At 62.3% G+C, this 20593-nt stretch carries 17 protein-coding genes and 5 tRNA genes; all 22 read left to right on the top strand.

Annotation, left to right across the window (positions count from 1 at the left end; genetic code table 11):
- Positions 1-26 precede the first annotated feature (26 nt).
- Complete coding sequence (gene rfbC, locus ACYQ01_RS17855) at positions 27-632, top strand: dTDP-4-dehydrorhamnose 3,5-epimerase (protein ID WP_459935172.1); 606 nt, start codon at positions 27-29, stop codon at positions 630-632.
- A gap of 22 nt (positions 633-654) precedes the next feature.
- On the top strand, positions 655-2112 hold the full coding sequence (locus tag ACYQ01_RS17850; RefSeq protein WP_459935171.1) for a mannose-1-phosphate guanylyltransferase/mannose-6-phosphate isomerase: 1458 nt from the start codon (positions 655-657) through the stop codon (positions 2110-2112).
- Between the two features lie 9 nt (positions 2113-2121).
- On the top strand, positions 2122-2679 hold the full coding sequence (locus tag ACYQ01_RS17845; RefSeq protein ID WP_459935170.1) for a cytochrome c3 family protein: 558 nt from the start codon (positions 2122-2124) through the stop codon (positions 2677-2679).
- A gap of 4 nt (positions 2680-2683) precedes the next feature.
- Entirely contained in the window at positions 2684-4783 is a 2100-nt protein-coding gene (locus ACYQ01_RS17840) for a molybdopterin-dependent oxidoreductase (protein WP_459935169.1), read from the top strand.
- Between the two features lie 11 nt (positions 4784-4794).
- Positions 4795-5532, top strand: a complete 738-nt coding sequence (locus ACYQ01_RS17835) for a 4Fe-4S dicluster domain-containing protein (protein ID WP_459935168.1) — start codon at positions 4795-4797, stop codon at positions 5530-5532.
- 248 nt (positions 5533-5780) lie between these two features.
- Positions 5781-5856, top strand: a tRNA-Thr gene (locus ACYQ01_RS17830).
- Between the two features lie 7 nt (positions 5857-5863).
- Positions 5864-5949, top strand: a tRNA-Tyr gene (locus ACYQ01_RS17825).
- Positions 5950-6007: 58 nt separating this feature from the next.
- A tRNA-Gly gene (locus ACYQ01_RS17820) sits at positions 6008-6084 on the top strand.
- 36 nt (positions 6085-6120) lie between these two features.
- A tRNA-Thr gene (locus ACYQ01_RS17815) sits at positions 6121-6196 on the top strand.
- Positions 6197-6260: 64 nt separating this feature from the next.
- Positions 6261-7454, top strand: coding sequence for an elongation factor Tu (gene tuf, locus ACYQ01_RS17810; RefSeq protein WP_459935155.1), 1194 nt, complete (start codon positions 6261-6263; stop codon positions 7452-7454).
- A 3-nt stretch (positions 7455-7457) separates the two neighbouring features.
- Positions 7458-7607 carry a 50S ribosomal protein L33 gene (rpmG, locus tag ACYQ01_RS17805; RefSeq protein ID WP_459935167.1) on the top strand — a complete coding sequence of 50 codons (150 nt, stop codon included), beginning with the start codon at positions 7458-7460 and terminating at the stop codon, positions 7605-7607.
- 13 nt (positions 7608-7620) lie between these two features.
- Positions 7621-7696: transfer RNA gene (locus ACYQ01_RS17800), tRNA-Trp, on the top strand.
- Between the two features lie 20 nt (positions 7697-7716).
- Complete coding sequence (gene secE, locus ACYQ01_RS17795; protein WP_459935166.1) at positions 7717-7977, top strand: preprotein translocase subunit SecE; 261 nt, start codon at positions 7717-7719, stop codon at positions 7975-7977.
- Positions 7974-8534 carry a transcription termination/antitermination protein NusG gene (nusG, locus tag ACYQ01_RS17790; protein WP_459935165.1) on the top strand — a complete coding sequence of 187 codons (561 nt, stop codon included), beginning with the start codon at positions 7974-7976 and terminating at the stop codon, positions 8532-8534. The genes secE and nusG overlap by 4 nt, the downstream gene beginning before the upstream one ends.
- Before the next feature lie 36 nt (positions 8535-8570).
- A complete protein-coding gene (gene rplK / locus ACYQ01_RS17785; RefSeq protein ID WP_459935164.1) occupies positions 8571-8996 on the top strand; it encodes a 50S ribosomal protein L11 in 426 nt (141 codons plus the stop codon).
- Positions 8997-9009: 13 nt separating this feature from the next.
- Complete coding sequence (gene rplA / locus ACYQ01_RS17780) at positions 9010-9717, top strand: 50S ribosomal protein L1 (RefSeq protein ID WP_459935163.1); 708 nt, start codon at positions 9010-9012, stop codon at positions 9715-9717.
- Between the two features lie 121 nt (positions 9718-9838).
- Positions 9839-10363: a 50S ribosomal protein L10 gene (gene rplJ, locus ACYQ01_RS17775; protein WP_459935162.1), complete on the top strand. Its 525-nt coding sequence runs from the start codon at positions 9839-9841 to the stop codon at positions 10361-10363.
- 28 nt (positions 10364-10391) lie between these two features.
- Positions 10392-10778, top strand: a complete 387-nt coding sequence (gene rplL, locus ACYQ01_RS17770) for a 50S ribosomal protein L7/L12 (protein WP_459935161.1) — start codon at positions 10392-10394, stop codon at positions 10776-10778.
- 215 nt (positions 10779-10993) lie between these two features.
- A complete protein-coding gene (gene rpoB / locus ACYQ01_RS17765) occupies positions 10994-15091 on the top strand; it encodes a DNA-directed RNA polymerase subunit beta (protein ID WP_459935160.1) in 4098 nt (1365 codons plus the stop codon).
- A gap of 129 nt (positions 15092-15220) precedes the next feature.
- Positions 15221-19372, top strand: coding sequence for a DNA-directed RNA polymerase subunit beta' (rpoC, locus tag ACYQ01_RS17760; RefSeq protein WP_459935159.1), 4152 nt, complete (start codon positions 15221-15223; stop codon positions 19370-19372).
- A gap of 362 nt (positions 19373-19734) precedes the next feature.
- The gene (gene rpsL, locus ACYQ01_RS17755) at positions 19735-20106 is read left to right on the top strand and encodes a 30S ribosomal protein S12 (protein WP_459935158.1); all 372 of its coding nucleotides are present in this window, start codon (positions 19735-19737) and stop codon (positions 20104-20106) included.
- Positions 20107-20121: 15 nt separating this feature from the next.
- Entirely contained in the window at positions 20122-20592 is a 471-nt protein-coding gene (gene rpsG / locus ACYQ01_RS17750) for a 30S ribosomal protein S7 (protein WP_459935157.1), read from the top strand.
- Position 20593 lies beyond the last annotated feature (1 nt).

Here is a 20593-nt window from a genome sequence, read left to right as displayed (position 1 = left end):
ACCGCCGTATTGCCCGGCGGGGACGAATGGGATACAGACCCCCCACCAAACACTCCCGCCAGGAGGTGGCGCAAGTGGGTTTTCAAGACACGGGCATGCCCGGACTCTGGCTCTTCGTCCCCAAAGTACACGGCGACGAGCGCGGTTTTTTTATGGAAAGCTACAACCAGGCCCTGTTCGCTTCACAGGGCCTCGAGTATGTTTTCATTCAGGACAATCACGCCCTGTCCCGTACCAAGGGGGTGTTGCGCGGGCTGCATTTTCAATTGCCGCCCATGGCCCAGACCAAGCTCGTGCGCGTGACGCGGGGCGAAGTCTACGATGTGGTCGTGGATCTGCGCAAAGGTTCGCCCACCTATGGGAAATGGAAAGGATTCACGCTCTCGGCGGACAACTTTCATCAGCTTCTCGTGCCCAAGGGGTTTGCCCACGGCTATGTCACCCGTACGGAGAACACCGAATTCCTGTACAAGGTCGACGCCCCGTACGCCCCGGACCACGATTCGGGACTGCTCTACAGCGACCCGGACCTGGGGGTGGACTGGGGCGAACCCCATCCCGTTCTTTCGGAAAAAGACTTGAAGCTCGGCCGGTTCCGCGACTTCGACTCCCCGTTTGTCTACGAGGGCTGATAGCCCGCAGCAAAGGACTCCCATGACATCCGCCAGCCCGCAAGACCGCAAGGACCTGTTCGCCTCCTGTCACGCCGTCATCCTGGCCGGAGGTTCCGGCACCAGACTGTGGCCTCTGTCGCGCACCCTGTTGCCCAAACAGCTTCTGGCCCTGGGCGGGGAAAAAACCCTGCTCGCCGCAACGGCCGGGCGCGCCCTCGGGCTCTTCGATCCTTCCAAGGTCTGGGTGGTGACCAACGAGGAGCACGTCTTCGAAGTGCGCTCCCAGATTCGCGCCGTGGACCCGCGCCTCGAAGCCGGCGCCCTGGCCGAGCCCGCGGGACGCAACACCCTGCCCGCCATCCTGCTCGCCCTGGACAAGATCGTGGCCGCGGACCCCGACGCCGTGGTGGCTGTGTTCCCTTCGGATCACATGATCATGTCCCAGGAGAAGTGGGAAGAGTCTCTGGCCGTGGGGTTGCCCCTGGCCAGGCAAGGGCGACTGGTCACCTTTGGCGTGGCTCCTTCCAAACCCGAAACCGGGTATGGCTACATTCGGGCCGGAAAGCCCTTGGGGCCAGACGCCTTTGCGGTGGACAGCTTTGTGGAAAAGCCCGACCTGCAAAACGCCACGGCCTTTCTCGAAGCCGGCGGCTATTTCTGGAACAGCGGCATGTTCCTGTTTTCGGCCTCGGCCTTTCTCGACGCGGTGCGCGACCACCAGCCCGAGTTGTGGCGCTGGTGGACGGACAGGACCCAGACGCCCCTGGTCGAGGGCTATGGCCAGATTCCGGATATTTCCGTGGACTACGGCGTGGTGGAGCACATGGCCGGCCAAGCCGTGGTCCGGGCCGCCTTCGACTGGGACGACCTGGGCAGTTGGGAGGCCATCTATCGCCTGGGCGACAAGGACGCGGGCGGCAACGTGGTCCAGGGGGACGTGCTGGCCCTGGACTGCGCGGACAACCTGCTTATTTCCACGGGCGGCAAATTGGCCTGTGTGGGGGTCGAGGGCATGACCGTGGTTCAGACCCGCGACGCCACCCTGGTTTGTCCCAGCGACCAGGTGCAACGGGTCAAGGACGTGGTCGCCGCCCTCAAGGAGGAAGGCAGCCCCCTGGTCAATGCCCACGTCACCGTGCGTCGCCCCTGGGGCAGCTACACCGTGCTCGAAGGCGGGGACAACTACAAGATCAAGCGCATCGAGGTGCCGGTGGGGGGCAAGCTCTCCCTGCAGATGCATCACCACCGCTCCGAACACTGGGTGGTCATCGCGGGGACGGCCCTGGTGCAGGTGGGCGACAAGGAAATGTTGCTCACGGAAAACCAGTCCGTGGACATCCCCAGGGCCACGCTGCACCGGCTCTCCAATCCGGGCAAGGTGGTGGTGGAGATTATCGAGATCCAAACCGGCCCCTATCTTGAAGAAGACGACATCGTCCGTTTCGACGACGTCTACGGCAGGAACACCGGACCGGGCGCGGGCGCGAAAAAGGCCTGATTTTCGGCCATGGTGAGCAAAAGCCCGACGGGTTTCCGGGCGGCCTTCGTTCTGGCCGTTCTGGTCGGGCTCGCGCTGGGATGGTTCGTTTGGCCCAGGCTGGAGGTCGTGCGGATCACCCAGCCGCTGCGTTTCAGCCACAAGGTCCATTCCCGACAGGGCGTGGTGTGCGCGACCTGCCATTTCGCCCCGGACGGAACCTTTCGAGGGCTGCCGGACCTGGCCCGATGCGGCGCGTGTCACAGGGCGGCAAGCGGCGGAACGAGCGCGAACGACAAGGAAATCGACAAGTTCGTCTGGGATTATCTTTCCACGCGAAAACCCGTGCCCTGGCTGGTCAGCCTGGCCCTGCCGGACCACGTGCGCTTTCCCCATCGACCCCACCTGGGGGCGCGCCCGGAATCGGACTGCGCCGCCTGTCACGCGGACATGGCCGGTCGCGACTCCTTGGACGTTCTCGTCAATCGCATAACAGGCCAGCCGCTCACGGCTTTTTCCATGCAACGCTGCCGGGATTGCCATCGGAAAACGAAAGCGCCCGATTCCTGCGAGGCCTGTCACAGGTGAGGCCGTGAAATTTTCCCGTCGCCACTTTCTTGGAGCGGCAGCCGGATTAACCGTCGGCGCCCTGGCCTCGCCCGCGCCGTGGCGGGCCTGGGACGACTTGGCCTGGCTTCGCCGTCACCCGTCCGACCTGCCGTCCGTACCGCGCGGTCCGGTCGAAACTCTGGCCACGGTCAGCGGACTGTGTCCGGGAGCGCCCGGCGTTGTGGTGCTGGCCGCCGACGGGCGGCCTTTCGCCGTACGGCCCAATCCCGCCCATCCGCTGGGCAGGGGCGGGCTCGGCCCCCTGGCTCTGTCAGAAGTGCAGGCGCTCTATGGGCCGGACAGGTTGCGGCGGCCACTTTTGCGGAACGCTTCGGGGTCGCTGGTTCCGGTCTCCTGGAGCAAGGCCCTGGCCGTTTTGGCCCAGGCCCTGCGCGACGCCGGGCCGGACGTGGCCGTGCTGGACGGCGGCGGCGACCCGACCGTGCGCGAACTCTTCGGCGTCTTGTTGGCCGGTCGCGGCTCCGAGGCGCTCTATGCCATGCCCACCGAGGAGCGCGTGGCCAGCGCGGCCTTGGCCCTGCTCGGCGGGGAGGGGCGGCCCGGCTACGATTTCGACAACGCCGACCTGATTGTGGCCCTGGGAGCCGACGTGCGGGAGAGCTTGCCCGCGGCATCGGCCCTGGAGTCGGCCCTGGCCCGCAACGGAGCCCCCCTGGTGGCGGTTGGCCCCGTGCGTCCGGCCGGTGGGGCCGAGTGGATTCCCATGCGGGCCGGAAGCGAGGCCTGGGCCGCCCTGGGCCTGGCCTGGCACCTGCTGGAAGCCGCCGACCAACCGGGGGGGCGTGCTCTGGCCGGGGCCTGCGCTGCGGATTTTTCGTCCTACCGGGATCTGGTGCGCGCCCGGTTTTCCCCCCAGGCCGTGGCCTACGAGACGGGAACGTCCCGGGAAGCCCTGGCGGGCCTGGCCCGACGCCTGGTCACGAGCAAACGCCCGGTGGTGATTCCCACAGCGCCGGGAGGGCAGGGGGCCAGCCTGGCGGCGCTGGTGTCGGGTCTTGGCCTGAACGTGCTGCTGGGCCGGGTGAACCGTCCGGGCGGGCTCTACCAAACCGTGCGGACCCCCGAACTTTTTTCCGATGTCCCCCGGACCGGGAACGCCGCCGCCTGGGCCAAGGCCGTGGCCCAGGGCCAGGCCCGGGCCCCCAAGGCGCTCCTGGTGCACGAGGCCGATCCCCTGGCCGAGCTGCCGGGATGCGGCCTGCTCGGGCGGGCTGTGGGCAAGGCGGGATTTTCGGTTTTTCTCGGGGCCCATCCCAACAAGACGTCCGCCGCCTGCCATCTGGCGCTTCCCGAGCTTCTGCCCCTGGAACGCTTTGGCCAGGCGGATTCCCCCTACGGATTGGCCTGGAACTGTCAGGGGCTGGTCCATCCCCTGGTGTCGCCGTGGACGGACGCGAAAAACGCCGGGGATGTGGTGATCGAACTGTCCGGGCTTTTGGACGCGCCCCTGCGCTACACCTCCATGCGCCAGGCCTTGCATGCGCGGTGCCTGCGCTTGGAGACCCGGCCGGGCTTTGTGGTACGCGACCGACAGCCGTGCGAAGTGTTGGCCGGGGCGGTGCGTCCGGCTTCCGGCGCCGGGGTGTGGAACGCGCTGATCGCCGGCCTGGCCTGGGCCGATACGACCCCACATGCCGCCCCCCTGTCGCTTGGAGCCGGGTTTCTCTCGCGGCGGGCGGTCGCCGGCGTGCGTGACCCCGGAGCGCCCCTGGCGCTGGTTCCGCAGAGCCCTCCGGGGGCCGGAACCGTGGCTGGCGGTCCGCTCCTCTGTCTGGGGCAAGCCCTGGACGCCTATTTTTCTTCCGGCCTGCCCGTGGCGCGCTTGAACTCGACCACGGCAGAGTCCCTGGCGGTCAATCCGGGGGACAAGGCGCGTCTGCGCGGCCCGTTTGGCCAGTGCCTGGCCGTGGTCGCCCTGGACGACACCGTGGCTCCCGGGCACGTGGTCCTTGTTCGCGGGCCGGGCCGGGCTTCGGCGATCAACGCCCTTTTCGCGCCCACGGACGCGGGGGAGGGCGGTCTGTTCTGGGCCGGATCATCGGTATCCCTGGAAAAAATCTAGAGGAGCGAGCTGTGCCGAAGCGTCTGGGCCTTGTCATCGATCTGGACCGGTGCACGGGTTGTGGCGCCTGTCAGGCGGCCTGTCGGTTGGAGAACAACATTCCTCCCGAGAGGCCCGCGCTGCCAGGCGTGGTCGGTGCCCCGTTCGAACGACCGGTTCGCGCGTCGGATTGGCTGGTCCTTCGATCCGTGCGTAACGCCAAGCCCTTTCCCGATGCGGACAGGGCGTTTGTTCCGGTCATGTGCCAGCACTGCGACAAACCGCCCTGCGTGGCCGTCTGTCCGGTGGGAGCCACGGGAAAAAGTTCCGAGACCGGAGTGGTTTACCAGGTGTACGCCCGCTGCATCGGTTGCCGCGCCTGTCTGGCCGCCTGTCCATACGGGGCCAAGGTCTTCAACTGGAGCGAGCCCGTCTGGCCCGGCCGCACCGGCCTGGCCCTTACGCCCTTTGCCAGCGCGCGCGGGAAGGGCGTGGCCGAAAAGTGCGATCTGTGCGTCCGCCTCGAACATCGCGAACACCTTTTTGAGCCCGCCTGCGCGAGGGCCTGTCCGAGTCGGGCCATGGTCTTCGGCGATCTGGACGACCCCGAATCCCGGGCCGGAAAGTTGGCGGCCGGCCCTCTGGCCTTCCGCCTGGAGCCGGCCGTGCGGGGGGACGGTTCCCGCTCCGCCGCGAATCTCGGTCCTCGGGTGGTCTACGTGAGTCGGCGTGCGTGGCTCAAAGACTGGGCCGAAAACGGGGGGATGTGATGCGTGGCGGCACCCGGACGACCGGGACGACTGGACCGCGCGGCCTGGACATTTCGAACCGAAGGGAGGCTTGCCGGGCGGGCGGCAAAATTCTTTTTTCACCTCCCGGCAACTTTCTTGCTTCGCGGCCTTGACAATCGGGCGCAGTTCGGCCATTTAGTCCGCCGCTTGGTGAGCAAGCGGCAAGCCCTTCGAAAAAACGGCTTGCCATTTTTAGAAGGCGGGTGTATCCGCGTTGATTCTTGGCAGCTGGCGTAGCTCAACTGGTAGAGCAGCTGACTTGTAATCAGCAGGTTGCGGGTTCAAGTCCCTTCGCCAGCTCCAGGCTCATGGTGGGGTTCCCGAGTGGCCAAAGGGAACAGACTGTAAATCTGTCGGCGTCAGCCTTCGGTGGTTCAAATCCACCCCCCACCACCACGATGATTTTACAGAGCGTAGGAGACGGCGCAGCCGTCGCATGGACTACGGAGTTGACGCGGGAATAGCTCAATTGGCTAGAGCATCAGCCTTCCAAGCTGAGGGTTGCGGGTTCGAGTCCCGTTTCCCGCTCCACGTCAACGCCTTCCGTCCGCATCCTCGCTCGGATTGGCCCACGTAGCTCAGTCGGCAGAGCACTTCCTTGGTAAGGAAGAGGTCACCGGTTCAAATCCGGTCGTGGGCTCCACATACTTCTCGCGAATTGGCGGCAGCCAACACTACAGAACGACATCCATTGTAGGGGGATTACCATGGGTAAGGCCAAATTCGAGCGCAACAAGCCGCACGTAAACATCGGCACCATCGGTCATATCGACCACGGCAAGACCACGCTGACGGCCGCCATCACCAAACTGTCGCACATGCGCGGGTTTGGCGAATATGTCGCTTTCGACCAGATCGACAAGGCGCCTGAAGAAAAGGAACGCGGCATCACCATCGCCACGGCCCACGTGGAATACCAGACCGCGACGCGCCACTACGCGCACGTGGACTGCCCCGGTCACGCCGACTATATCAAGAACATGATCACCGGCGCGGCGCAGATGGACGGCGCGATCCTGGTGGTGGCCGCCACGGACGGTCCCATGCCCCAGACCCGTGAGCACATCCTGCTCGCTCGTCAGGTCGGCGTGCCGCACCTGGTGGTGTTCATGAACAAGGTCGACCTGGTGGACGATCCCGAGCTCCTGGAGCTGGTCGAGCTGGAAGTGCGCGAGTTGCTCACGAAATACGGCTACCCCGGCGACGACATCCCGGTGATCAAGGGCTCCGCCCTGAAGGCCCTGGAGTCCGACGACCCCAACAGCCCCGACGCCGCCCCCATTTTCGAGCTTCTCGACGCCTGCGACTCGTACTTCCCCGAGCCGGTGCGTGACATCGACAAGCCCGTGCTGATGCCCATCGAAGACGTGTTTTCGATCTCCGGCCGCGGCACCGTGGTGACGGGTCGTGTGGAGCGCGGCATCATCAAGGTCGGCGACGAAGTGGAGATCGTGGGCATCAAGGACACGGTCAAGACCACCTGCACCGGCGTGGAAATGTTCCGCAAGATCCTGGACCAGGGCCAGGCTGGCGACAACGTGGGCGTGCTGCTTCGCGGCATCAAGCGCGAAGACGTGGAGCGCGGCCAGGTTCTGGCCAAGCCGGGCTCCATCAAGCCTCACCGCAAGTTCAAGGCCGAGGTGTACGTGCTCTCTAAGGAAGAGGGCGGTCGTCACACCCCGTTCTTCTCGGGCTATCGCCCGCAGTTCTACTTCCGCACCACGGACGTGACCGGCGTGGTGACCCTTGCCGAAGGCGTGGAAATGGTCATGCCCGGCGACAACGCCACCTTCATGGTGGAACTCATCGCGCCCATCGCCATGGAAACCGGTCTTCGCTTCGCCATCCGCGAGGGCGGCCGCACCGTCGGCGCCGGCGTGGTGACCGAGATCATGGAGTAACACATGCGTCTCAACATTATTTTGCAGTGCACCGAGTGCAAGCGCAAAAACTACACGACTGAAAAGAACAAGAAGAATACTACTGGCCGCCTGGAAGTGAAGAAGTATTGTCCCTGGGACAAGAAACACACTGTCCATCGCGAATCCAAGTAGTAGCTTATAACGCAGGGCAGTAGCTCCAACGGCAGAGCACCGGACTCCAAATCCGGGGGTTGCGGGTTCGAATCCCTCCTGCCCTGCCATTTTTCATCTAGGCGGGAAAATGGCCGCAAAGAAAGGCAAGACCGCCGGCGAGGGCGAAAAAAGCGAAGCATCCGTCGCCGTTCCCGGTGTGGGCAAGATCAAGGAGTTCACCGAATTCCTAGAGTTGTCCAAGCTTGAGATCAAAAAGGTCACGTGGCCGACGCGCAAGGAGACCACGGTCACTTCCGTGGCGGTGCTTGTCTTGGTGCTGGTGATGTCCCTTTTCCTGGGCATTGTCGACCTTGGACTCAGCAAACTCATACAGTTGATCCTCTCATGACCGAAGCCATTCAAGAAGAACTGCAGGTCAAAGCCCGCTGGTATATCGTACATACCTATTCGGGATTTGAGCACCGCGTCGAGCAGACCATCCGCGAAATGATGCGAACCGGCCAAGCCGAGGGCGCCATTGAGGAAGTGGTCGTGCCCACGGAAAAGGTCATTGAGCTGGTCAAGGGCGAAAAACGGACCTCCACCCGCAAGTTCTATCCCGGTTACGTCATGGTCAAGATGGTCATGACGGACAAGTCCTGGCATTTGGTACAGGAGATTCCCAGGGTCACGGGTTTCGTTGGCGGCAAGAATCGTCCGACCCCCATGCGCGACTCCGAAGCGCAGCGCGTGCTCTCCCTCATGGAAACGCGCCAGGAATCGCCGCGCCCCAAGTTCCACTTCGACCGGGGCGACGAAGTCCGCGTCATCGACGGACCTTTCGGCGGTTTCAACGGCATGGTGGAAGATGTCAATTACGACAAAGGCAAGCTTCGGGTCTCCGTCTCCATCTTCGGCCGCCAGACCCCTGTTGAACTCGACTTCGTGCAGGTGACGAAAAATTAGTCGGGCGCAAGCCCGTTCATTAAAGGACTACCGATCATGGCTAAGAAGGAAGTCGCGAAAATCAAACTGCAAATCCCGGCGGGCAAGGCCAACCCTTCGCCTCCGGTGGGTCCGGCCCTGGGCCAGCACGGCGTGAACATCATGGAATTCTGCAAGGCGTTCAACGCCAAGACGCAGGACCAGATGGGCATGATCACCCCCGTGGTGATCACCGTGTATGCCGACCGTTCCTTCAGCTTCATCACCAAAACTCCGCCCGCCGCGGTGCTTTTGTTGAAGGCGGCCAAGATCGAAAAAGGTTCCGGCGAACCCAACAAGAACAAGGTCGGCAAGGTGAGCAAGGCCCAGGTCGAGGAAATCGCCAAGCTCAAATTGCAGGACATGACCGCAAAAGACCTCGAGGCCGCCATGCGCACCGTCATGGGTACGGCGCGCAGCATGGGTCTGGACGTGGTTGCGTAAAGAGGAACAAGCCATGCCCAAACACGGAAAGAAGTATCGCGCGGCGATCGAGAACATCGATTTGACGACCAAGTTCGACTTGCCCGAGGCCGTGAAAATGGCCATGCAGGCTGGTCCGGCCAAGTTCGACGAGACCGTCGACGTGGCCCTTTGCTTGGGCGTCGATCCCAAATACTCCGACCAGATGGTGCGCGGCGCCGTCACCCTGCCGCACGGGCTGGGCAAGACGGTTCGCGTGGCGGTGTTTTGCAAAGGCGACAAGGAAGCCGAAGCCAAAGCCGCCGGAGCCGATGTCACCGGAGCCGAGGACCTGATCGAAAAAATTCAGGGCGGATGGATGGAGTTCGACAAGGCCGTGGCCACTCCCGACATGATGGCCCTTGTGGGCCGCATCGGCCGCGTGCTTGGCCCCCGCGGGCTCATGCCCAACGCCAAGACCGGCACGGTCACCATGGACGTGACCAAGGCCGTGAACGAACTCAAGGCCGGTCGCGTGGAGTTCCGCGTGGACAAGGCCGGCGTGCTGCACGCCCCGCTGGGCAAGAAGAGCTTTGGTCCCGAGAAGATTCTCGACAACCTGCGGGCGCTTCTTGACCAGGTGATCCGTCTGAAGCCTTCCTCCGCCAAGGGCACCTATCTGCGCTCCCTGGCTGTGGCCACCACCATGGGGCCGGGCGTCAAGATCGACCCGACCTCGGTGAAAAAGTTCATGGAAGGCTGAGAACAAAACCGTTTTCGAGGAAGTGAGTCAAAGACAGCGGGTGGGGCGAGCCCCGTAACGACCCGCCGAGACGACGCTTTGGCTTACTTCCACCGCATAACCCCATTGGAGGAGGCAGACCTTGCAAACCCGCGCGCAAAAAGCAGAGATCATTGAGGCTCTCAAGGATCGTGTCGCGCGTGCGAGCATTGCCGTGGTCACCGATTTCAAGGGCCTGACGGTGGAAGAAGTGACCGCCTTGCGTGTGAAGCTCCGCGAACAGGGAGTGGATTACCAGGTGGTCAAGAACACCCTGGCCCGAATCGCGCTGACCGACAGCCCGCACGACAGCATCAAGGACCGATTCAAAGAGCAGTGCGCCATCGCTTTCGGGTATGAAGACCCGGTGGCCGCGGCCAAGGCTTTGGTCGATTACGCCAAGACCAACAAGAAGTTCGTGGTTCGTTTCGCCAGCCTGCAAGGCAAGGTGATCGATACCGAAGGTGTGAAAAGCCTTTCCACCCTGCCCAGCAAGCCTCAGCTGCTGGCCCAGGTGCTTGGCACCATGAACGCCGTCCCCACGAACCTCGTGAGCGTCCTGGCCAATGTCCCGCGTGGCATGCTCAACGTGCTCACGGCCCTGAAAGAAAAGAAAGAAGCCGCTTAAGCCAAAGCGTAGCGAAGGAGAACTGGAGATGTCCGCTATCACCAAAGAACAGGTTGTCGATTTCATCGCCAATATGACCGTGCTTGAACTTTCCGAGTTCATCAAGGAACTCGAAGAGAAGTTCGGTGTTTCCGCCGCCGCTCCCATGGCCGCCATGCCCATGATGGCCATGCCCGGCGAAGCCGCCGCCGAAGTCGAAGAGAAGACCGAATTCGACGTGGTCCTCACCGGTTCCGGCGCCAACAAGATCAATGTCATCAAGGTGGTGCGCGCTCTGACCGGGCTTGGCCTCAAGGAAGCCAAGGAGAAGGTCGACACGTTGCCTTCCGCCATCAAGGAAGGCGTGTCCAAGGCCGATGCCGAGGAAGCCAAAAAGCAGCTTGAGGAAGCCGGCGCCACTTGCGAACTTAAGTAAATTGTCGCATTGTACTGAAAACTTCGCCAAAAGAGCGCACCCCCCGGCGACGGGGGGCGTGCGCTCTTTTGTTCTTTGCTCTTTCAACTAGCCTTTTGTCAATATTTTCGAGGTATTGAAGCAAGAGGCGCAAAGGCCCCGCGTCAGGCCCTCAGGCCGGACGCTGGCGGACCGGACCCCCCGGCGCCATCAACATCACTTCGTTCGAGGGAACAATGGCCCAGCTGACCAAGAGCTTCGGAAAGATCGACGACAGCCTCATCCCCCACTTGCTCAACTTGCAGGTAGACTCCTACGAGCTCTTCCTGCAACGCGACATTCCCCCGGCCTCCCGGGCCGATGCGGGTCTTGAGGGCGTGTTCCGTTCCGTTTTCCCCATCGAGGACTTCAACAAGACCGCGAGCCTCGAGTACGTCAACTACGAGATCGGCGAACCCAAGTACGATGTCCCGGAATGCATCTCCAAGGGACTGACCTACGAGGCTCCCCTGCGCATCAAGGTGCGTCTGGTCGTCTATGACGTGGATGAGGAAACCGAAAACCGCACCATCCGCGACATCAAGGAGCAGGTGATCTATTTCGGCACCGTGCCGCTCATGACCGAAAAGGGCACGTTCATCATAAACGGGACCGAGCGCGTCATCGTCAACCAGCTTCAGCGCTCGCCTGGCATCATTTTCGAACACGATTCGGGCAAGACCCACACCTCTCGCAAGGTGCTCTATTCCTGCCGCATCATTCCCATGCGCGGATCGTGGCTCGATTTCGACTTCGACCACAAGGACATCCTCTATGTGCGCATCGACCGTCGCCGGAAAATGCCGGCCACGATCCTGCTCAAGGCCATGGGGATGACCAAGAGTGATATTCTTTCGTATTTCTATGACATCGAACACTACACCTTGTCCGGCGACCATGTGGAGCGCGAGGTCAAGCCCGAGTTCTACCGCAAGGAAAAAGCCTGGTCCGACATCGTGGGGGCCGACGGCAAGGTGCTCACCGCAGCCGACAAACCCATCACAAAACGCACCTGGCGCCTTTTGTGCGAGGGGGGCGTGCAGTCCATTCCCGTGGAGCCGGATTCCATTTTCGGGCTTTTTCTCGCGCAAGACTTCAGCGATCCCGAATCCGGCGAGGTCTGGGCCGAGGCCGGCGAAGAGCTGACGCCCGTCGTGCTCGAAAAGTTGCGTGAACACGGCGTGACCGTGTTGCCCACGCTCTTCACCCGGGGCGCGGACGTGTCGAGTTCCATCCGCGATACCCTCATGCTCGACAAGACCGCCGACATCATCGCCGCCCAGGTGGAGATCTACCGCCGGTTGCGTCCGAGCTCTCCTCCCACGCCCGAGATCGCGGCCAACTTTTTCGAAAATCTGTTCCGCAACGCCGACTACTACGATCTCTCGCCGGTGGGACGCTACAAGCTCAATTCGCGCCTGCGCGTCAGCGAGCCGCTGGACTTCCGCACGCTGTCCAACGAAGATATCCTGAAGGCCATCAAGCATCTGACCTTCCTCAAGGATTCCCACGGTCCGGCCGACGACATCGACCACCTGGGCAACCGCCGGGTGCGCCCCGTGGGCGAGTTGGTGGAAAACCAGTACCGGATCGGCCTGGTGCGCATGGAGCGGGCCATCAAAGAGCGCATGAGTCTGCAGGAAGTGGCCACCCTCATGCCCCACGACTTGATCAATCCCAAGCCTGTGGCTGCGGTGCTCAAGGAGTTCTTCGGAACTTCCCAGCTCTCGCAGTTCATGGACCAGACCAATCCGCTCTCCGAGGTGACGCACAAACGGCGTCTTTCCGCCCTCGGTCCCGGCGGCCTGACCCGCGAGCGCGCCGGTTTCGAAGTGCGCGACGTGCATACCTCGCACTACGGTCGCATCTGCCCCATCGAGACGCCGGAAGGTCCGAACATCGGCCTGATCGTGTCCCTGACCACTTACTCCCGGGTCAATGACTTCGGCTTCATCGAGACGCCTTACCGAGTGGTCAAGGACGGTCTGGTCACCGACGAAGTGGTCTACATGGACGCCTCGCGCGAGATCGACGAGGTCGTGGCCGGCGCCAACTCCCCCCTGGGACCCGACAACCGCTTCAGCACCCCCATGGTCACGGCCCGTATCCGGGGCGACCAGACCAACGTGCCTTCGGAAACGGTCACCTTGATGGATATCTCGCCCAGCCAGATCGTTTCCGTGTCCGCCGCGCTTATTCCCTTCCTGGAGCACGACGACGCCAACCGCGCCCTCATGGGATCGAACATGCAACGCCAGGCCGTGCCTCTGTTGCGCTGCGAACGTCCCCTGGTGGGCACGGGCATGGAAGGCGCCGTGGCCCAGGACTCGGGGTCGTGCCAGTTGGCCGAGGAAAACGGCATTGTGCACTACGCCGACGCCGAACGCATCATTGTTCGCTACGAGGGCGGCATCTGGCCCCAGACCGGCGGCGTGCGTTCGTATGAACTGCTCAAATTCCACAAGTCCAACCAGAACACCTGCTTCGGGCAACAGCCCCGCGTTGTGCCCGGACAGCATGTCAAGAAGGGCCAGGTGTTGGCCGACGGACCGGGTATCCGGCTGGGCGAACTGGCCCTGGGCAAGAACCTGGTCGTGGCCTTCATGCCCTGGTGCGGATACAACTTCGAGGACTCCATTCTCATCAGCGAGCGGGTGGTGAAGGAAGACGTCTTCACCTCCATGCACATCGAGGAGTTCGAGGTCGTGGCCCGCGACACCAAGCTGGGACCCGAAGAGATCACTCGCGACATCCCCAACGTCGGCGAGGAGATGCTCAAGAACCTGGACGATTGCGGCATCATCCGCATCGGCGCGCGGGTCAAACCCGAAGACATCCTGGTGGGGAAGATCACGCCCAAGGGCGAGACCCAGCTCACTCCTGAAGAAAAACTGCTTCGGGCCATCTTCGGCGACAAGGCCCGGGACGTGAAAAACACCTCGCTCAAGGTTCCGCCCGGAATCGAGGGCACGGTCATCGATGTGCGCGTGTTCAACCGCCGCTCCGGCGAAAAGGACGACCGCACCAAGAGCATCGAGGACGCCGAACTGGCGAAGCTCGACATCAAGGAAGCCCAGCACATCGATGGCCTGACTTCCACCACCCGCGACAAGCTCTGGGATATCGTGTCCGGCAAGTCCATCGTGCAGACGCTTCTCGGCAAGAAGAAGGGCGAGGTGATGGTCGAGGCCAATCATCCCATCAAGGCCGAGATCTTCGAAACCCTTCCGGTCAAGAAGTTGGGCGGGCTCTTCGCCTCGAAAGAGGTCAACGAGCAGGTGGGCGAGATCCTCGACACGTACGAGGAGCAGGTGCGTTTCATCAAGGCGGTCTATGAGTCCAAGCGCGGCAAGGCCACCGAGGGTGACGACCTGCCGCCCGGCGTGATCAAGATGGTCAAGGTGTACGTTGCCGTGAAACGGAAGCTCCAGGTGGGCGACAAGATGGCCGGTCGACACGGCAACAAGGGTGTCGTGTCGTGTATCCTGCCCGCCGAAGACATGCCCTTTTTCGCCGACGGTTCTCCGGTGGACATCGTGCTCAATCCCCTGGGCGTGCCTTCGCGCATGAACATCGGGCAGATCATGGAGACCCACCTGGGTATGGCCGCCAAGGAGCTGGGGCGCCAACTGGCCGAAATGGTGGACCAGGGAATGGATCTGGTACCGTTGCGCCAGGAAGTGAAAGCCACCTTCGGCATGCCCCAGATCGACAAGCTCGTGGATGAACTGCCCGCCGACGAGTTCATCTCCGCGGTCAAGGATCTGCGCGAAGGCATTCTCTGCAAAACGCCGGTGTTCGATGGCGCGGCCGAAGAGGAAATCTGGAGCTGGCTCACCAAAGCCGGCTTTCCCGAGGACGGCAAGGTCAGGCTCTATGACGGACGCACCGGCGAGGCGTTCCACCGTGCGGTTACGGTCGGCGTCATGTATATGCTCAAACTTCACCACCTGGTGGACGAAAAAATACACGCCCGCTCCACCGGACCATACTCCCTGGTCACCCAGCAGCCGCTGGGCGGCAAGGCCCAATTCGGCGGCCAGCGACTGGGCGAAATGGAAGTTTGGGCTCTGGAAGCCTACGGCGCCTCGTATCTTTTGCAGGAGTTCCTCACCGTCAAGAGCGACGATGTGGGCGGGCGCGTGAAGATGTACGAGAAAATCGTGAAAGGCGACAACTTCCTGGAAGCGGGCCTGCCGGAGTCCTTCAACGTGCTTGTGAAGGAACTCATGAGCCTGGGCTTGGACGTGGACCTGCTTCAGGAGGAAAAGAAAGTCAAAGCCACCCGGCAATAGTCCGGCGCGCTTCGATCCCTTTGGGAGAAAACGCCCAGACGCGGCGGACGGGCCGTAACGGTCCGTCCGCTGGCCGGTGACGATAGAAAGGCGTTGGGACATCCCGCACCAACAACCACGAGGGTAACCATGTCCTTGGACGATCTGTTCAGCCTTCGGGGCACGGCGGCCACCACCTTGTCGAGCCGCACACTCAAGGCCATTAAAATCTCTATCGCATCGCCCGAGAAGATCCGTGAGTGGAGCTTCGGCGAGGTGAAAAAGCCTGAGACCATCAACTACCGCACCTTCAAGCCGGAAAGAGACGGCCTGTTTTGCGCCAAAATCTTTGGCCCGGTCAAAGACTACGAGTGCAATTGCGGCAAATACAAACGCATGAAGCACCGCGGCATCGTGTGCGAAAAATGCGGGGTTGAGGTCATTGCCTCCAAGGTGCGCCGCGAGCGCATGGGGCACATCGAGCTGGCCGCTCCCGTGGCCCATATCTGGTTTCTGAAAACCTTGCCTTCCAAGATCGGCACCTTGCTCGACATGACCATGGTCGACCTGGAGAAAGTTCTCTATTTCGACTCCTATGTGGTGCTCGATCCCATGGAGACCAACCTCACCAAGCTCCAGGTGATCAGCGAGGACCAGTACCTCCAGATCATCGACCACTACGGCGAGGACGCCTTGACCGTGGGCATGGGAGCCGAGGCCGTGCGCTCGCTGCTCGAAGAGATCGACCTCTTCAAGCTGCGCACGGAATTGCGCGAAGAGTCGCTCACGACCCGCAGCCAGACCAAGAAGAAAAAGATCATCAAGCGCCTCAAGGTGGTCGAGGCCTTCCTGGAGAGCGGCAACAAGCCCGAGTGGATGATCATGGAAGTGATTCCCGTCATTCCGCCGGAGCTTCGCCCCCTGGTCCCCCTGGACGGCGGCCGCTTCGCCACCTCGGACCTGAACGATCTCTACCGCCGGGTGATCAACCGCAACAATCGCCTCAAGCGGCTCCTGGAACTGGGCGCGCCCGACATCATCATTCGCAACGAAAAGCGCATGCTGCAGGAGGCCGTGGACGCCCTGTTCGACAACGGACGCCGTGGTCGGGCCATTACCGGCACCAACGGTCGTCCCCTCAAGAGCCTGTCCGACATGATCAAGGGCAAGCAGGGCCGGTTCCGTCAGAACCTTCTGGGCAAGCGCGTGGACTACTCGGGCCGTTCGGTCATCGTGGTGGGCCCCAAGCTCAAGCTGCACCAGTGCGGCCTGCCCAAGAAGATGGCCTTGGAGCTCTTCAAGCCCTTCATCTACGCCAAGCTGGAAGAAAGGGGCCTGGCCACCACCATCAAGACCGCGAAAAAGATGGTGGAGCGCGAAGAGCTGGTGGTGTGGGACATTCTTGAAGACGTGGTGCGCGAGTACCCGATCCTGCTCAACCGCGCCCCCACGCTGCACCGTCTGGGCATCCAGGCCTTTGAACCCCAGCTCGTGGAAGGCAAGGCCATCCAGCTGCACCCCCTGGTCTGCGCCGCCTACAACGCGGACTTCGACGGCGACCAGATGGCCGTGCACGTGCCGCTCTCCGTCGAGGCCCAGATCGAATGCCGCGTGCTCATGATGAGCACCAACAACATTCTTTCTCCGGCCAACGGCAACCCCATCATCGTGCCTTCGCAGGACATCGTGCTTGGGCTCTACTATCTGACCGTGGAACGCTCCTTCAGCAAGGGCGAGGGCAAGGTCTTCGCCAATCCCATGGAGTGCATCACCGCGCACAACGCCGGCGTGGTCAGCCTGCACGCCAAGGTCAAGGTGCGCATGGACGGGCAGATGGTGGACACCACCCCCGGACGCATCACCGCCGGTGAACTGCTCACCGACGACGTGCCCTTCGAACTGGTCAACTGCGTGTTGACCAAGAAGGCCATCGCCCGCCTGGTGGGCGAGGTCTACCGGCTGGCCGGCACCAAGGCCACGGTCCTGCTCTGCGACCACCTCAAGGACCTGGGCTTCGAGTACTCCACCCGGGCCGGCGTCTCCATCGGCGTGAAGGACCTCTCCATCCCGACCCGCAAGGCGCACATTCTCGACACCTCGTTCAACGAAGTGGAAGAGATCGAGCAGCAGTACGCCGAGGGCATCATCACCCGCACGGAAAAGTACAACAAGGTCGTGGACGTCTGGACCAAAGCCACCAACGACGTGGCCTCGGAAATGATGCGGGAGATTTCCTCGGACCTCCTCGTGGACGAAGCCACGGGACGACAGGAGCGCAACACCTCCTTCAACCCGATCTTCATGATGACCCACTCGGGCTCGCGCGGTAACCCTGACCAGATGCGCCAGTTGGCCGGTATGCGCGGACTCATGGCCAAGCCTTCCGGCGAAATCATCGAAACGCCCATCACCTCGAATTTCCGGGAAGGGCTCTCGGTGGCCCAGTACTTTAACTCCACCCACGGCGCTCGAAAAGGCCTCGCCGACACGGCCCTCAAGACGGCCAACTCGGGTTACCTGACCCGGCGTCTGGTGGACGTGGTGCAAGACGTCATCATCACCGAACTCGACTGCGGCACCGTGGACGGCCTTGAGGTCAGCCACTACATCAAGGGCGGCGACATCAAGCAGCGCCTGGCCGAACGCGTGTTGGGCCGAGTGACCATGTTCGACACCTTCGATATGGACACCGGCGAGGTGGCCATCCCCTCCAACACCATTATCGACGAGGTGGTGGCCCAGAAAATCGAAGACCTCGGGCTCTCCAGCCTGACCATTCGGTCCACGCTCACCTGCCAGGCGGGACACGGCGTGTGCGCCATGTGCTACGGCCGCGACCTGGCCCGCGGGCACTTGGTCAACGTGGGCGAGACCGTGGGCATCATCGCCGCCCAGTCCATCGGCGAGCCGGGCACCCAGCTCACCATGCGCACCTTCCACATCGGTGGCACGGCGGCCCGTGAAATCGAACGGTCGTCCATCCTGGCCCAGCATGCCGGTACCGTGGTTCTGCACCGGTTGAAGAGCGTGAAAAACTCTGAAGGCGTGGCCATCGTTCTGGGCAAGTCGGGCCAAGTTTCCATCGTGGACGAGCAGGGTCGCGAACGCGAGAAGTACGGCCTGCCTTCGGGCGCGCGTCTGGCCGTGGCCGACGGCCAGCAGGTCAAGAAAGACCAGATGCTCGCCGAATGGGACCCCTTCAACGAACCGTTCGTCACCGATGTCGAGGGAACGCTCAAGTTCACCGACATCGTCGAAGGCAAGACCTACCAGGAGAAGGTGGACGAGACCACCAAACGCGCCACCCAGACCATCATCGAATACCGCACCACTTCGTATCGTCCCACCATCTCGGTTTGCGACGATGACGGACAGCCCAAGCTGCGGCCCAACACCGTGTCGCCGGCCGTGTTTCAGCTGCCGGTGGGTGCCATCATCATGATCCGCGACGGCGAACATGTGCGCGCCGGCGACGTGCTGGCCCGCAAGCCGCGCGAATCCTCAAAGACCAAGGACATCGTGGGTGGTCTTCCCCGCGTGGCCGAGCTCTTCGAAGTGCGCAAGCCCAAGGAACTGGCCGTGGTCAGCGAAATCGACGGCATCGTGAGCTTCGGTCCCGAAACCAAGGGCAAGCGCAAGGTGCTGGTCACTCCCGAAGCGGGCGACCCCAAGGAATACCTCATTCCGCGCGGCAAGCACATCACCGCCCAGGAGGGCGACTTCGTGGAGGCCGGCGAAATGCTCACCGAGGGCTATCCCGAGCTGCACGACATCCTGAAAATCAAGGGTGAAAAGTACCTGGCCCGGTACCTGGTGGAAGAAATCCAGGACGTGTACCGGTTCCAGGGCGTGAACATCAACGACAAGCACATCGAGATCATCGTGCGCCAGATGCTCAAGAAGGTGGCGGTGATCGATTCGGGCGAGACGAACTTCCTCATTGGCGAGCAGGTGGACAAGTCCAAGTTCATGGAAGAAAACATGCGCGTCATCCGCGAAGGGCTCAAGCCCGCCGTGGCCGAACCTTTGGTCCTCGGCATCACCCAGGCCAGCCTGACCACGGACTCGTTCATCTCGGCGGCCTCTTTCCAGGAGACCACCAAGGTGCTCACCGAAGCCTCGCTCATGGGCAAGGAAGACCACCTGCGCGGACTCAAGGAAAACGTCATCGTAGGTCGGCTTATTCCGGCCGGCACGGGCTTCCGCCGATACATGGAAGAAGAAATCGTGGTGCCGGAACAGCCCGAACGCCCGGACCGCTACGCCGAGGAACTCGACGACGGCGGCATGTACGGGGAGTGAGCGGACGACGGCAACGTCTCTACGCAACACCGTGTTTTCAACTGTGGCCCCCTTCCGGACTCCCGGGAGGGGGCCTTTTGGTGTTTGTTCGAAAAAAAACTTGAAAAAACAGAGGGAAAGAGCAGTTTGGAACGAAAAGAGAAAAAGAATCCTTGAAATCCCTTGCCAACCTCCGGGGGCGGTGTTACAAAATCCTGCTTTCAGCAAATCGCACGGTTTACGCTGCCAGCGGCTGAACGGGGGAGCAGGTCTCCTCGCGCGGTCCCGAGCAAGCGGCTCTTCCCGGCAATACTGCTTGACAGTACCGGGGTTTTTTGTCTACTCGTGCGCCTTTGCAATTCAACCGTTGAACGGAGCCAGACATGCCCACGATCAATCAATTGATCAATAAAGAGCGGAGCAAGCAGACCAAACGCAAGAAGACCCCGGCGCTTCAGGCCTGCCCCCAGCGCCGTGGCGTGTGCACGCGCGTGTACACCACGACCCCCAAGAAGCCCAACTCGGCCCTGCGTAAGGTCGCCCGTGTGCGGCTCACCAACGGCATCGAAGTTACGAGCTACATTCCTGGCGAGGGGCATAATCTTCAGGAGCACTCCGTGGTGATGATCCGCGGCGGCCGCGTGAAGGACTTGCCCGGCGTCCGTTACCACATCGTTCGCGGCACCTTGGACACCTCCGGCGTTTCCGATCGTCGTCAGAGCCGTTCCAAGTACGGCGCCAAGCGTCCCAAATAGTGAGGAGTCACGTCCATGCCTCGTAAAGGTCCCGTTCCCAAGCGCGTCGTGCTGCCCGATCCCGTTCTGGGCAGTGTGCTGGTGAAGAAGTTTATCAACCGCCTCATGCTTGACGGAAAAAAGAGCACGGCCGAGGCCGTTTTCTACAAGGCCGTCGATGTGCTGGCGGAGAAGACCCAGGAAGAGCCTTTGAAAGCGTTTGAACGCGCCCTGGGTAACGTCAAGCCGCACATGGAGGTCAAGCCTCGTCGTGTGGGCGGCGCCACGTATCAGGTTCCCATGGAAGTGCGTCCCGAGCGTCAGACCACCCTGGCCATTCGTTGGCTCATCAACAACTCGCGCAATCGCGGCGAGAAGGGCATGGTCAGCAAGCTTTCCGGCGAATTGCTCGACGCCTATAACAACCGTGGCGGCGCTGTGAAAAAGCGCGAAGATACCCATCGAATGGCCGAGGCCAACAAGGCGTTCGCTCATTACCGCTGGTAAG

This window comes from Fundidesulfovibrio butyratiphilus (assembly GCF_054657235.1).
The sequence above is the reverse complement of the archived record's forward strand: the minus strand, read 5'-3'. Positions and strand labels throughout refer to the sequence as shown.

What these genes read in the sequence shown, in the direction of transcription:
- rfbC (WP_459935172.1), top strand. Translation starts at nt 27, where the DNA reads ATGGGATACAGACCCCCCACCAAACACTCCCGCCAGGAGGTGGCGCAA.
- ACYQ01_RS17850 (WP_459935171.1), top strand. Translation starts at nt 655, where the DNA reads ATGACATCCGCCAGCCCGCAAGACCGCAAGGACCTGTTCGCCTCCTGT.
- ACYQ01_RS17845 (WP_459935170.1), top strand. Translation starts at nt 2,122, where the DNA reads ATGGTGAGCAAAAGCCCGACGGGTTTCCGGGCGGCCTTCGTTCTGGCC.
- tuf (WP_459935155.1), top strand. Translation starts at nt 6,261, where the DNA reads ATGGGTAAGGCCAAATTCGAGCGCAACAAGCCGCACGTAAACATCGGC.
- rpmG (WP_459935167.1), top strand. Translation starts at nt 7,458, where the DNA reads ATGCGTCTCAACATTATTTTGCAGTGCACCGAGTGCAAGCGCAAAAAC.
- secE (WP_459935166.1), top strand. Translation starts at nt 7,717, where the DNA reads ATGGCCGCAAAGAAAGGCAAGACCGCCGGCGAGGGCGAAAAAAGCGAA.
- nusG (WP_459935165.1), top strand. Translation starts at nt 7,974, where the DNA reads ATGACCGAAGCCATTCAAGAAGAACTGCAGGTCAAAGCCCGCTGGTAT.
- rplK (WP_459935164.1), top strand. Translation starts at nt 8,571, where the DNA reads ATGGCTAAGAAGGAAGTCGCGAAAATCAAACTGCAAATCCCGGCGGGC.
- rplA (WP_459935163.1), top strand. Translation starts at nt 9,010, where the DNA reads ATGCCCAAACACGGAAAGAAGTATCGCGCGGCGATCGAGAACATCGAT.
- rplL (WP_459935161.1), top strand. Translation starts at nt 10,392, where the DNA reads ATGTCCGCTATCACCAAAGAACAGGTTGTCGATTTCATCGCCAATATG.
- rpoB (WP_459935160.1), top strand. Translation starts at nt 10,994, where the DNA reads ATGGCCCAGCTGACCAAGAGCTTCGGAAAGATCGACGACAGCCTCATC.
- rpoC (WP_459935159.1), top strand. Translation starts at nt 15,221, where the DNA reads ATGTCCTTGGACGATCTGTTCAGCCTTCGGGGCACGGCGGCCACCACC.
- rpsL (WP_459935158.1), top strand. Translation starts at nt 19,735, where the DNA reads ATGCCCACGATCAATCAATTGATCAATAAAGAGCGGAGCAAGCAGACC.
- rpsG (WP_459935157.1), top strand. Translation starts at nt 20,122, where the DNA reads ATGCCTCGTAAAGGTCCCGTTCCCAAGCGCGTCGTGCTGCCCGATCCC.